This window comes from Lacimicrobium alkaliphilum (assembly GCF_001466725.1).
Taxonomy (GTDB): domain Bacteria; phylum Pseudomonadota; class Gammaproteobacteria; order Enterobacterales; family Alteromonadaceae; genus Lacimicrobium; species Lacimicrobium alkaliphilum_B.
Map to the genome: position 1 here is coordinate 257,007 of NZ_CP013650.1, position 13,387 is coordinate 270,393.

12 protein-coding genes are annotated in these 13,387 nt (G+C 52.9%); 7 read left to right on the forward strand and 5 right to left on the reverse strand.

Features of this window, described 5'->3' with window-relative positions:
* Window positions 1-379 precede the first annotated feature (379 nt).
* Genes dmpG through kynU form a run of 4 tightly spaced genes read right to left on the reverse strand, consistent with a single transcriptional unit; the run spans window position 380 to window position 4,983 of the window.
* The gene (gene dmpG / locus AT746_RS01290; RefSeq protein WP_062475366.1) at window positions 380-1,402 is read right to left on the reverse strand and encodes a 4-hydroxy-2-oxovalerate aldolase; all 1,023 of its coding nucleotides are present in this window, start codon (window positions 1,400-1,402) and stop codon (window positions 380-382) included.
* A gap of 10 nt (window positions 1,403-1,412) precedes the next feature.
* Window positions 1,413-2,297 carry an acetaldehyde dehydrogenase (acetylating) gene (locus AT746_RS01295; RefSeq protein WP_062475369.1) on the reverse strand — a complete coding sequence of 295 codons (885 nt, stop codon included), beginning with the start codon at window positions 2,295-2,297 and terminating at the stop codon, window positions 1,413-1,415.
* A gap of 39 nt (window positions 2,298-2,336) precedes the next feature.
* Window positions 2,337-3,707 (reverse strand): sodium-dependent transporter, encoded by a 1,371-nt coding sequence (locus AT746_RS01300; protein ID WP_062475372.1) that lies wholly within the window; start codon window positions 3,705-3,707, stop codon window positions 2,337-2,339.
* A gap of 37 nt (window positions 3,708-3,744) precedes the next feature.
* Window positions 3,745-4,983 carry a kynureninase gene (kynU, locus tag AT746_RS01305; RefSeq protein WP_082633102.1) on the reverse strand — a complete coding sequence of 413 codons (1,239 nt, stop codon included), beginning with the start codon at window positions 4,981-4,983 and terminating at the stop codon, window positions 3,745-3,747.
* Window positions 4,984-5,403: 420 nt separating this feature from the next.
* On the opposite strand from kynU, the gene AT746_RS01310 reads away from it, so the two are divergent.
* The 7 genes from AT746_RS01310 to AT746_RS01340 all read left to right on the forward strand — a co-directional run bounded on the left by AT746_RS01310 (window position 5,404) and on the right by AT746_RS01340 (window position 11,942).
* Window positions 5,404-7,692: a TonB-dependent receptor gene (locus tag AT746_RS01310; RefSeq protein ID WP_062475378.1), complete on the forward strand. Its 2,289-nt coding sequence runs from the start codon at window positions 5,404-5,406 to the stop codon at window positions 7,690-7,692.
* 198 nt (window positions 7,693-7,890) lie between these two features.
* Entirely contained in the window at window positions 7,891-9,201 is a 1,311-nt protein-coding gene (locus AT746_RS01315) for an MFS transporter (RefSeq protein ID WP_062475380.1), read from the forward strand.
* Window positions 9,202-9,279: 78 nt separating this feature from the next.
* On the forward strand, window positions 9,280-10,092 hold the full coding sequence (locus AT746_RS01320; RefSeq protein WP_062475384.1) for an aspartate dehydrogenase: 813 nt from the start codon (window positions 9,280-9,282) through the stop codon (window positions 10,090-10,092).
* 22 nt (window positions 10,093-10,114) lie between these two features.
* A complete protein-coding gene (locus AT746_RS01325) occupies window positions 10,115-10,567 on the forward strand; it encodes a VOC family protein (RefSeq protein WP_062483846.1) in 453 nt (150 codons plus the stop codon).
* A gap of 96 nt (window positions 10,568-10,663) precedes the next feature.
* Complete coding sequence (locus AT746_RS01330) at window positions 10,664-11,395, forward strand: sulfite exporter TauE/SafE family protein (protein ID WP_082633103.1); 732 nt, start codon at window positions 10,664-10,666, stop codon at window positions 11,393-11,395.
* Between the two features lie 10 nt (window positions 11,396-11,405).
* On the forward strand, window positions 11,406-11,720 hold the full coding sequence (locus tag AT746_RS01335; RefSeq protein WP_062475390.1) for a 2Fe-2S iron-sulfur cluster-binding protein: 315 nt from the start codon (window positions 11,406-11,408) through the stop codon (window positions 11,718-11,720).
* Window positions 11,721-11,942 carry a DUF2798 domain-containing protein gene (locus tag AT746_RS01340; RefSeq protein ID WP_062475393.1) on the forward strand — a complete coding sequence of 74 codons (222 nt, stop codon included), beginning with the start codon at window positions 11,721-11,723 and terminating at the stop codon, window positions 11,940-11,942.
* A 50-nt stretch (window positions 11,943-11,992) separates the two neighbouring features.
* On the opposite strand, the gene AT746_RS01345 is transcribed toward AT746_RS01340, so the two are convergent.
* Window positions 11,993-13,309 carry an alpha/beta fold hydrolase gene (locus AT746_RS01345; protein WP_062475396.1) on the reverse strand — a complete coding sequence of 439 codons (1,317 nt, stop codon included), beginning with the start codon at window positions 13,307-13,309 and terminating at the stop codon, window positions 11,993-11,995.
* Window positions 13,310-13,387 lie beyond the last annotated feature (78 nt).

Here is a 13,387-nt window from a genome sequence, read left to right on the forward strand (position 1 = left end):
CGACAACGTATGCATGGCAGGGATTGTGTCGGAAACAGTTCCATCCTGCGGTTTGCAAAACAAGGCAACTTTACTCGGGGTAGAAAGAAGGGCAGAGCCAAATTTATTGGGCATATGGGGTTAGCCTTCGGCCTATCTGGGCGAATAAATTCCATCCTTAGGTTCGCGAAACAATACATCCATGTATTCGCTTTCGACCTTACAATAAAGGTAGCCTGCAAGGAGCGCAGCGGATTGCGGGATGCTGTTCTGTTCCCGGATTCCGCTTCGCTGCATCACGGGCTACGGTGTTTTTTCATGTCTTCGGTTGAGCAATGTAGGTCGGGCTTCAGCCCGACAACGTATGTACGCCAGGGATTGCGTCGGAATAAATTCCGACCTACAGTTCCTGGCGGGCCATATCCAGTGCCAGGTCTTCGATCATATCTTCCTGGCCACCGACGGTACCGCGTTTGCCCAGCTCCACCAGAATATCTCTGGCGCTGACACCGTGGCGCGCTTCGGCCCGTTTGGCAAATAACAGGAATGAGGAGTAAACACCGGCATAGCCCAGTGTCAGCGAATCCCGGTCAACACGGATTGGCTGGTCCATCATGGGAACAACCAGATCCTCTGCTACGTCCATGATTTTGTACAGATCGATATTGTGTTTGGCGCCCATGCGATCCAGCACGGCAACCAGTACCTCAAGGGGAGTATTGCCGGCTCCGGCACCCAGCCCGGCCACAGAGCCGTCGATACGTGAAGCGCCAGCTTCGATAGCCGCAAGGGAATTGGCTACGCCCATGGCCAGATTATGATGGCCGTGAAAACCGATTTCCGTTTTGTCTGAAAGGTGCTGACGCAGCAGCCCGATTTTGGCGGTCACCTCATCGGGCAGCATAAACCCGGCAGAATCGGTGCAATAAATACAGTTTGCACCGTATGACTCCATTAACTTTGCCTGTTCCAGTAACTGCTCGGCGCTGATCATATGGGCCATCATCAGAAAGCCGACGGTATCCAGTCCCAGTTTGGCAGACAGGCCGATATGCTGCTCCGATACATCCGCTTCGGTGCAATGGGTGGCAACCCGGATACAGCTTACGCCGAGATCTTTTGCCATACGCAGATGATCCACAGTGCCGATACCAGGCAGCAGCAACGCAGAGACTTTGGCCTGACGCAGTTTGGGAATAACGGCTTTGAGGTAGTCCTCGTCACTGTGAGCGGCAAAGCCGTAATTCAGTGACGCCCCTCCCAGCCCGTCGCCGTGGGTCACTTCAATCATGGGCATGCCCGCGTCATCAAGACCGGTGGCAATATCAATCATTTGTTGCAGCGTAATTTGGTGCTGTTTGGCATGCATGCCGTCGCGCAGGCTCATATCATGCAAGGTGACAGCTTTATTGGTCAGATTCATAGCATTCTCCTCAGGCCAGTTTATGCGCGGCAATCAATTCGGCGGTGTGCAGACCGGCTGCGGTCATAATGTCCAGATTGCCGGCGTAATGGGGTAAAAAGTCGCCTCTGCCTTCAACCTCCAGGTAAATAGACACTTTCTTGCCGTCGAACACCGGGCCGTTTTTAAGCCGGTATCCGGGTACGTAGGCTTGTACCTTTTCAACCATTTTCAATACTGATTCGGTAATGGCCTGCTCATCGGGTTGGCTGTCACACAGGCAGTGAATAGTGTCGCGCATAATCAGCGGAGGCTCAGCCGGATTGATGATAATGATAGCTTTACCCTGCTGTGCTCCGCCCACTGATTCTACAGCACGTGCGGTAGTACGGGTAAATTCATCAATATTCTGTCGGGTGCCCGGCCCGACAGAGCGGCTGGAAACCGTGGCCACGATCTCGGCGTAGCTGACCGGCTGAACGTCGCTGACAGCGGCTACCATGGGAATGGTGGCCTGACCGCCGCAGGTAACCATATTGACGTTATCGAGTTTGCCCGGCTCCAGTTTGCTCAGATTCACCGGCGGTACACAAAACGGGCCGATAGCAGCGGGGGTCAGATCCACCATAGTAACGCCCAGAGTATTCAGCTTTTCGGCATTGTCTTTATGGGCATAGGCCGAGGTGGCATCAAAGGCGATACCGATATTCAGTTCCTTAACCAGCTCCAGTGCGCCTTCCACACCTTTGGAACAGGTTTTAATACCCAACTTGTCGGCACGTTTTAACCCCTCCGACGCCGCATCAACCCCTATCATCAGTACCGGATTGATATGTTCGCTGCGCAGTGCCTTGTAGAGCAGGTCGGTGCCGATATTGCCGGGCCCGATGATGGCGGCATTAATTTTGTTACTCATAATGGCCTCGTAATAGTGAAGGTGAAAATAGTGAGGGGATCAGAAGTTATTGATGAACATCAGCACTAATACGCCGGGTGCAACAACTCTTGAAACCCATAGCCACAGCCGGTAGCGATTGCTCTGCTGCGACCAGCCCAACTCGTCTGCACTGACATGTCTGGCCACCACCCAGCCTACGAACAACACCACAAAGATGCCGCCCAATGGCATGGCGATGTTAGAGGTGAAATAATCGAACAGACCAAAGAAGGTGGTCGTCGCAAAAGCCGGGATAAAGCCAAGCGGATACACATCAGCCAGCAGATTGAAAGACAACGCGGCCAGAATGCCCAACCCCCAGGCCAGCGAACCGGCACAGAAGGTGGCGCGACGGCGTGACCAGTTTGTTTTATTGACTAACCAGGATGTTGGCACTTCCAGCATGCAGATAGCAGAGGTCAGGGCAGCAAAAAACAGCAAGGTAAAAAATAATGCACCCAACAGCGCACCGGCGGGCATCTGTGCAAAGGCTACCGGCAAGGAGACAAAAACCAGTCCGGGTCCTTCTGCCGGGTTCAGGCCGAAGGCGAAAATAATCGGAAAGATGGCCAGCCCCGCCAGCAGCGCCACCAAAGTATCGGCCGCCACAATGGTCACGGAAGAGCGGGGAATAGAGGTGTTTTTATTCATATAGGCGCCATAGACCATTAAATTGGTCAGCCCGACACTGATTGAAAAGAAGGCTTGTCCGGTGGCTTCCAGCACAACCCCCGGTGTGACTTTGGAAAAATCCGGTGTGAACAGAAATGCCCAGGCGGCAGAAAAATCGCCGATCCAGGCGGCATAGCCCACCATCAGCAGCAGCATCACGAACAACAGCGGCATTACGATCTTAACCAGACGTTCGACACCACCAGCCAGCCCCAGGGAAGAAATGCCCACCACCAGAGCCAGAAACAGGATATGCCAGAACAGGATAAGGCCGGGTGCTGCCTGCAGATTCTCGAACACGCCGGCCACTGCGCCTGCATCCATGCCCTGTAATTTACCGGAGGCCAGTTCCAGCACATAGGCCATGGTCCAGCCGCCGACAATGGCATAAAAAGACAAGACTAAAATCGCGCCGAATACACCCAGATTTCCCATATGTCGCCACAGTGGGTTGCCTCTTGATTCCCTGGCGACGGTGGCAATGGCCTGCGGCGGGCTGTTGCGACCGCGCCGGCCGACCATCAGCTCGGCAATCAGTACCGGCATGGCGATCGAAAGCGCCGCCACAATATAGATAAATACAAAGGCACCGCCACCATTGGTACCGGTGGTGTAGGGGAAACGCCATATATTCGCCAGCCCCACTGCAGTGCCGATGGAGGCCATCATAAAGGCAAAATGCGAAGACCATTGTGGTGCTGTGGGAGTGGATGACATTTCAGTTCCTCTTGATGACTGACAAATGCGGCTTGGCTCAGGTAACCGCATGACGTTGGTTAAAACGGGGTTCCTGCCAGCGCTCTGTGAGCATAATCTCTTTAAAGCGTTGCACCGCATCCCAGATATCTGCATAACTGTTGTACAGGGGGGCAAAGCCAAACCGCAGGATATCGGGGGCACGAAAATCACCCACCACACCGGCATCAATTAACGCCTGCATAATGGGGTAGCCGTCGGCGTGACTGAAGGCCACCTGGCTACCACGTCGTTCTTCATCACGGGGGCTGACCAGTTTGAATCCGTATTCGCCACACTGGCTCTCCACCAGTTCGATAAAGTACCGGGTCAGTGCCTGGGATTTTGTGCGGATCTGTTGCATATCTGCCGCGCCCATCAGGTCAATGCCCACTTCGGTAACGGCTAGGCTCAGTATCCCCTGAGTGCCCGTCAGCATCTGGCTGATGCCTGCACCAGGCTGATAATCCCGCTCAAAATTAAAGGGGGCGTTGTGCCCCCACCAGCCACTCAGCGGCTGGTTAACTTTGTTCTGATGGCGTTTGGCAACAAAGATAAAGGCCTGACTGCCGGGCCCACCGTTAAGGTATTTATAGGTACAGCCTACCGCCAGGTCGGCGTTGGCGGCATTGAGATCAACCGGCAATGCGCCGGCGCTGTGGCAAAGATCCCAGACTACCAGGCAGCCCTTTTGCTGTGCCTGTTCAGTGATGGCCTGCATATCCAGTAAACGGCCACTTTTGTAGTGAACCTGAGTCAGGCACACCACTGCCACCTGCTCATCGATTTTGTCGGCAAACTCGTGCTCTTCGGCGAAGCGCACTTCAAAGTCACTACCAAGCTGCGCCACCAGGCCCTGAATCATGTAGTTATTGGTGGGAAAGTTACTGCCTTCCATCAATACCACTTTGCGCTGCGGGTTGAGCTTGAGCGCCGTGGCCACAGCCTTATACAGGTTAATGCCGGTGGCGTCGGTACATACCACTTCGCCTTTGTCGGCGCCGATAAGACCGGCAATTTTATCGCCGATACGATAAGGCAATTCAAACCAATGATGGGTGTTCCAGCTGCGAATCAGGTCTTGCCCCCACTCCTGCTCCAGCACTTCTGCGGCGCGTTGTGCGGCTTTTTTGGGGCGGGCACCGAGGGAATTACCATCAAGATAAATTTCTCCCGGATTCAGTGCGAACTGGTCTCGAAATCCCGCCAGTGGGTCCTGTTTATCCAGTTTTTCGAAGTGTTCTCTGGTATAGATCATATTATGTCTGCCAATAGGTTCCGGCCGTTACTAAACGACATTGATGAAGTCATGTTAGAGAGTTGTGCCTTTTGTTAAAAATAATAATAATGTAGCCAGCTATATCATTAATTATATGTCTGAGGCGCTACCAAGATACCAGCCTGCCCGATGGCGCTGCTACGGTGACAAGGTGAAGGCGGCAACTTTTGGTTTTAATTACCTCAGTGACACTATATGGATTGTGCCGGACGCTGGCGAGCAATGCAGGCGGGTATGTCGAATGTTACGGATATGTAAATTATGTTATAGCAGAGGCGAAACAAAGTATTTCTATTATAACAACACCTCCCTTAGGGTTATTTCACAGCGGCGGGGGAATGTCTCTCTGGCCCATTGGATCACAACCTTAACCCTGGTTACCGGGGAGGAGTACACAAGATGAGATTGACCAAAAACCCTTTAATTCGTCGCCATCCGCTGGCTATGAGTATTGCCCTGGTACTTTCCGGTAACGCAATGGCGCAGGATGTTGACGCAGAATCGTCGGCGAAAACCATTGAAGTGATTAAGGTCACTGCCAGACATAAGGTCGAGAGCCTGCAGGAAACACCCATCGCCATCTCTGCTTTCAGCGGCGACGATCTCAATGATGCCCGCATCGATGCGCTTAATGGGATTGCTGAGCGCGTGCCTGGCTTTCAGATGAACGTATACAACGCCGCGGAGCCGGAGCTGTTTATGCGTGGTATCGGCAGTGATATCGAAAGCGCGGGCGCCGGCGCTGCCATCGGCGTGTATGTGGACGGCGTATATATTTCCCGCGGAGTGGCCGCGGCCATGGATCTTTACGATCTGGCCAGTGTTGAAGTACTGCGTGGCCCTCAGGGCACCTTATATGGAAAGAACGTGGTGGGCGGGGCGATTAATTTTATTACCCGTAAGCCCTCTCAGGCTTACCCCGAAGGTAAAGTGGAACTGAATGTGGGTAACTATGGCCTGCTTGAAGGCAAAGGCTACGTGACCGGCGGTCTTGCCGATAACGTGGGCGGTAAGCTTGCCTTTAGTGCCACCAAACGGGACGGTTTCGGCGAAAATACCTATACCGGCAATGATGCCGACACCATGGACAGATATAGTCTGCGAGGCCAGTTATTATTTACCCCCAGTGATGATCTGGAAATACTGCTCAGTGCCGATGCCTCCGATTCTGATTCGGTGCCGCCGGTGCGTTATATCAGCTATAGTGAGGGCCGTAACCAGCCCTTTATCAGCGATGATCCCCGCCATGCCCGCAACGAATTTGATGGTTTTGAGAAAGCCGAAGTCAAAGGGGTGAGTGCCAAGATTGATTATCAGCTGACCAAAGCCACCCTCACTTCCATCACCGCCTACCGTGACAATGAGTTTTCCTTCTTTGAAAATGCCGCCGCCGGGCTGGTGGATACCTCTGTATTCTTTGACCCCTGGGGAGACCCGGCCAACAATACCGTCGCTGACGACGCTGAAATAGCCGCGTTGCAGGTAGACGATATGTGGTATCAGCAGAAAAATGAATCTTCCTCACAGTTTTCACAGGAATTCCGCCTTGCCGGTGTCAGTGGCGCGGTGGACTGGCAACTGGGTGCCTACTATATGCGCGAAGACATTGAGCGCGATGAAATGGTGCATTACTGGTTCCATACTCAGTGGGGCACCACCACGGGCAGGTTGTACAATATTACCGAGAATGTCACCGACAGCTACGCCGTGTTCGGCCAGGCCAGTTATAACTTCAATGAGCAGTGGCGGGTCACCGCAGGCTTGCGCTGGAGTGAAGACAAAAAAGACTTCCGCTCGGTTGCCTGGGGTCGCCGCTTTGATAACTTCGACACCCTGCATCAGGATCTGAATGGTAACCGGGTTGAGCGTTATGATGTGTCCACGTCAGAATCATGGGACGCCTGGACACCAAGTCTGGTGGTGGATTACAAAGCCGACAAAGACCTGTTCTATTATTACTCGCTCTCAAGAGGTTACAAAGCCGGTGGCTTTAACGGTGAAGGCCCGGAAAGTGCCGAAGAAGCAATTCTCGCCTTTGCGCCGGAATTTGCTCTTAACCACGAAGTCGGCGTTAAATCCCAGGCCTTTGACGACCGACTGCGTCTCAATGCTGCGGTGTTCTTCACTCAGTATACCGATATGCAGAATCAGGTCTGGGTTGAAACCGGCCCTAATACGCCTGATGATCTGGAAGTAAGAAACGGTACCGGCGAAGCCAAAGGGGTTGAACTGGAGCTGACCGCACTGGTCACTGACAATTTTACCCTGACCGGCAGTTACGGCTTTATTGATGCGGAATTTACCGACTCCTTCGAGGTGGATGGCAATGATCTTCAGGGCAACAGAATGCGCCGTACCCCGGAACACAGCCTGAACCTGGCCGCTACCTATGACTGGGAAACCGAAAGCGGCTATTGGTCAGCGCGACTGGATTACCAGTATCAGGACGAGTACTTCTTTGATAACTCCAATGATCCGCTGACCAGTGTGGATTCCGAAACCACCCTTAACGCCAGTGTGCAACTGGCCAGTCTGGATGACACCTGGTCTGTGCAACTGTGGGGTAAAAACCTTACCGATGAACAGAACGTTGCCTCCACCACAGTGTACGCGGCCTGGGACAATACGGTGTTCTCATCCTACAAAGCTCCCAGAACCTTTGGTGTGTCAGTCACCTATCAGTTCTGACGATTAACAGGCCGGGGCCATGCTGCCCCGGCCGTTCCGTTACTTTCCTGCCAGCGCCAGCATTGGGGTATTACTCACAGTTGTGCCAGTCGTTACCTTGTCAATGCCAACAAAAATATAACATTTATATAAAGTGTTCTTGACACTCAACATGTATACAAATAGATTTAAATGTATTCATAAGCAGAGGGCAATCCCATGAATGAACGAGTAGAACAGAGCACAGTAAAACCCGCCGGCATCTTTTATGGCTGGTGGATCGTAGTGGGGTCGATCATCGGCCTGGCCTTTGGCTATAGCGTTATTGCTATGTCTTTTGGCACTTTTATCAAGGAATTTGAGAGCAGCTTCGGCTGGAGTCGCGGGCAGATTTCCTTTGGCTCGACGGTGATTGGCATTACCGCCATTCTGTTCTTCCCCTATGTGGGCTCGCTGGTGGACAAATATGGCGCCAAAAAAGTACTGGTACCCTCCACCTTATTGTTCGCGGTGACCATAGCGTCGATGTCACTGATGACCTCTTCTATCTGGCATTTGTATGCCATGTGTATTCTGATCCCGCTACTGGGTGCCGGTACCGCACCGCTGACTTATTCCAGATTACTGGTAAGCTGGTTTAACAAACGACGTGGCCTGGCGCTGGGCATTGGCCTGGCAGGGGTAGGGCTGGGTACAACCCTGGTGCCATTAATCGCTTCGTACTTTATTAACCTGTATAGCTGGCGCGAAGCCTATCTGGCTATTGGCCTGATTATTCTGGTGCTGGTATTGCCGATGACCAAATTCCTGATGCGGAATAAGCCAGCAGATATGGGGCTGCAGCCAGATGGCATCGCACCGCAAGCTGCGCCCAAAGCTACCATGGCACAGGCCACCGCTGATAAACCCCTGATTGGCTATACCGCTAAAGAAGCCCTTAAGCAGAAAACCTTCTGGCTAATGTTCGCATCCTTTCTGATTACCGGCCTGACCACCTCCACAGTGCTGGTACATCTGGTACCCATGATGATGGACCGTGGTTTAACCCTGCAACAGGCAGTGGAAACCTTTGCCTATCTGGGGATTTCCATCATTCTCGGGCGGCTGGTAGCCGGTTACCTGATGGATAAGTTTTTTGCACCCTATGTGGTGGTGTTCTTTATGTTCGGCCCGGTGATTGGCCTGGCAGCGTTTGCACTTGGGGCTACCGGTCATTCCGCGGCTTTATGTACCGCACTTATCGGCATCGCCATTGGCGCTGAATTTGATGTGATGGCTTATTTTACCAGTCGTTACTTTGGTAATCGTTCCTTTGGGGTCATTTATGGTTACAGCTATTCCGGATTCAAAATAGGTGCCAGCGTTGGCCCCCTAATCATGGGCGTGGCCTACGATCTGCTCGGCCGCTACACAGAAGTGCTGTGGGCCATGTCGGCAACGATGATCATTTGCTGTGTACTGATTCTGATGATGGGCAAGTACCCGGTGTTGCCGTCCAGACCAGCAGAGGCAGGCAGTGTATCGCCATAAAGAACAAAACAAATAACTTGTATACAATAAATAATAAATGTATTCTTTGTTCATGATGTTAATCAAGACAGGTGGAGTATGACTCAGGTTCTCAGAGTGGGGGTCGCCGGTTTCGGTACCATTGGCCGCGTTGTCGCCAAAGCTCTGGATGAGGGCATGGAAGGGCTGGCACTGAGCGCCATTGCTTCAGGCAATGAACATAAGGCCCGCCAGGCTATGCAGCAACTGAAAACGCCAGTCGCCTTGCTTAATGCGCAGCAACTTGCCAGAGAGGCCGATGTGGTGGTGGATTGTGCCCCCACTGCAGCCTTTATGGACATTGCCGAACCAGTCCTCAGTGCGGGTAAAACCCTGATTACGGTAAGTGGTGCGGCCATATTGCAGAACCCGAAAGTGGTTGAACTGGCACGGCGCTGCCATGGTCGCATTATTCTGGCGACCGGGGCGTTTTTAGGGCTCGACGCCGTGCGTGCTGCGGCACTGGGAACCATCTATTCGGTCAGCATGGTCACCCGCAAGCCGCCCACGTCCCTGGTTAAAGCTAAATACATTGTCGAAAACCAGATTGAGTTGCTGGGTTTAACCGAATCCTTGCGGGTATTCAAAGGCAGTGCCGCAGAGGGGGCCAGGTTGTTCCCGTCTAATGTCAATGTGGCCGCAGCCCTTGGCCTGGCTGGCGTGGGTGCGGATAACACCGAACTGGAAATCTGGGCCGACCCGGATAAAACCCGCAACACTCATACCATCCGCGTGGATGCTGACAGCGCCAGTTTCGAAATGACTATCGAAAATGTGCCCACGGTTGAGAATCCCGGCACCGGGCGTATTACCGCACTCAGTGTGATTGAAGCCTTACGTTCGCTGACCGCGCCACTGCGGGTTGGCAGTTAATATTCTTGCAGGAGTAATGATTATGGCAGCAAAGCCAAGTTCACCGATTCAGTTAAAACATCTGGCCATGGCCTCCGACGATCCGGACAAGAGCAAAGCCTTTTTCGAGAATGTACTGGGCTGGAAAGTGGCCGGTGTGGTCGCCAGCCGCAATGCCAACGGCTACTACATGACCGATGGCAATATTAATCTGGCCATCCTTAAGTTTAAAAACGGCCCGGCTGCCGGCAAAGAGTTTCCGCAGGGCTATGTGGGCCTTCACCATGTCGGCTTTCAGTGTGATGACATCGAACAAATGGTGGCAAGTTTTAAGGCTAATGGTTACGAACCCCGCCATGATGTCAATCTGGCCCAGGGGCTGGGCAAAAACCCGGCCAAAGACAACGCCGAGTATAAGATGAACGGCCCGGAAAATATCATGGTAGATATTTCTGAACGGGGCTGGGTGGGTACACAGAGTTATAAGACACTTTAGTCACCGTTTTGAGGCGTCCATGTTCGCCTTCCCTTGTCCCGGAGTTGGTTTGTGTGACGGCTCCGGGATTTTTTCATTTTTACGGATCAGGCACCAATGAGTTCAGCGGAACTATGGTTGTTTATTCTCACCACGCTCACTTCAACTCTGGCCGGAATTTGCGCCATGGGCGGTGGCATGATCCTGGTACTGTTGCTGCCGCTGTTTGTGAGCCCGGCGGCCATTGTGCCGGTGCATGCGGTCACACAACTGGCCAGCAATGGTTCACGGCTGGCGTTTAATCTGTCGGCAACCTGTTGGTCGCTGATCCCGTTATATCTGCTCGGCTCCATAGTCGGAGTAACGGTATTTAGCCTGCTTCTGGTGCAGCTGGACACCCGGTTGATCCCGCTGTTTATTGCCTGTTATCTGTTACTTTCCTTGTGGTCGGAGCGGGTAGACCGGCTGATGAGCCGGTTTGAGAACTTCTTTGTGGTTGGCGCCTTGCAGAGCGGGCTGGGGCTGTTGGTTGGAGCACCGGGGCCGCTGGCGGTGACCTTGTTGTATAAAAAGCTGGCCGATAAAGAGGCCGTCATCGCCACCGCTTCATTGTTTATGCTGATAGGCAATATCTGCAAAATCACTGTGTTTGTGGTGATCGGATTCCGGTTTTCAGAATATGCCAGCGTGCTGCTCAGTACGGTACTGGGCGCGACCCTGGGTTCCTGGCTGGGTACCCGCTTACGGGCCCATATTCCGGCTCAGCTGTTTTTCCCGTTGATCAAAGGCTTACTGACCCTGATGGCGCTATGGATTTTGTTTCGTAGCCTTTACCAGTACCTCAACTAAGGAGGCATCAATGACCGCGATTCGATTTATTCAGCCCGATGGCAACGCCATCACCATCAACGCAGAGTCCGGTGTCAGCCTGATGGTGGCGGCGCAGGAAAACGATCTGCCCGGCATGGCGGCCATTTGCGGTGGCTGTTGCAGCTGTGGTACCTGCCATGTGCAGCTACCGCCGGAATCAGCTGAAAAAGTGCCCGCCCCTTATGTCGGTGAGCAACAAATATTGGCGCAACTACCGACTGCGACATCGGGCTCCAGGCTGGCCTGCCAGGTGGTGGTGACCGACGCGCTGGAAAATATCAGCGTACAACTGCTGGAGCCGTAAATGGTCTCGCCCCGCTTTAAAGCCGTGCTCACCTCGTTTTTTATGTCGCTGAGTATGTCGTGCATTATGTCGTTGGTAGTCACGCTGTATAACCTGGGATTGCCTGAAGGGCTGCTGTATATCTGGGTAAAAGCCTGGGGGTTTGGCTTTATGGTGGCTTTTCCGGTGGTTTTGGTGATCTCCCCGCTGATCCGCCGCCTGGTGACCCTACTGGTGGGGTAGTAAGCTGATCCTAGGGCGGAGTCTTTGCACATCTCCGCCCTCAAAAGAGGCTAGTTATTCAGCGTTTTTGCCCATGACACCAGTTGTTGGCTGATACTGTCATCCCAGCGACCGGGTTTGCCCTGATAGGAGTCAAGAGCAGACTGATGTAAGCTGTACCAGTGATCGAGATGCGGTACTTTGACGACTTCGTAATCCGGGTGCCCGGCTGCGGCCAGGGTGTCTGCAATCATATCAATATCATATTCCGACATGATCCAGTCGTAGGTTCCCCAGCGAATACGGGCAGGGGCTGTGAGGCTGGACCATTCTCCGGCGAAATTAAAATCCTGCATCTGGTGATAAAAGGCGACCGGACGACCATACATATGTGCATCATCATGGTAATTGTAGCTGGCCAGCAAAGGGTGTTCGTTGATCACCTGACGGTAGCTTTTCTTTTCGATCAGCATGCCATAGTACAGCGGGATATATGCCTGATTGATACGTTGATTGACCTCAGCCTGAGAATGACCGTTCATAGTCTGGATGCGGCGCTCGATTTCCAGCATGTGTTCAAACCAGCTACGGTAAAAACTGCCGTCGGAAATCACACCATTTAGGCGGTATTTATTGGCAAGGTAGGGAGCCAGCGCACTTCCCATGCTGCTGCCCAACACAATGACTTTGTTGCGGTCGATTCTTGGATCCTGCAACAGCCGCTGTAGTGCTACCTCATAACCGTTCAACTCGGTGTTAAAGTCGGTTTCTGAGCAGCGCCCGTCACTGTCGCCGACGCCGGGCTTCTCTACCCTGAATACCATCATATTGGTTTGTCTGATGACATCCTGCAGGGCGCGGATAAAGTTTGATTTACGCCCCGGAAGGTACTCAATGCTGGAGCAACTCAAACCACCGACCACATAGATGGCAGCCAGTTTGTCTGACGTGTCTTCGGGTAGGGTAACGATTGTGCGCTGCCGTATCCCGTAGTCACTGGTAATAAACCCGTACTCGACGTTCAGCCCCTGATACTGCTCAAGTGGGGCGCCCGGCAGGCGAGTGATTACATCCAGCTGCCTGTTGTTGCGTTTGACCGTCAGCGTATAGTCAGTCGCTGCTCTGAGACTGTAGGTTAAATCAGACCAATGGTTGGCGTCGCGAATGACTTCGTTGTTTACCGCGATCAAAATGTCACCGGTTTTTAAACCTGCCTGTTGTAAGGCGGAATGGTCGTCGATGGATGTGATTTCCCTGCCAATGGGCTCGGCGGCTTTAAAGCTGGCTTGCCAGCGTGCGCGTCTGTCAGGATCATCTGCCAGGGCCTGGCATGAGGCAAGTGCCATCATGGTGATAAGCCCAAATAGATTGTACGTGTTCAATTTCATAATGAGTTCCCTGAGTTCAAAACGGTTGTGTTTTCAGTTCAGGGAAATACTATGAGTTTGCGCAGACGCTGAGGGGGA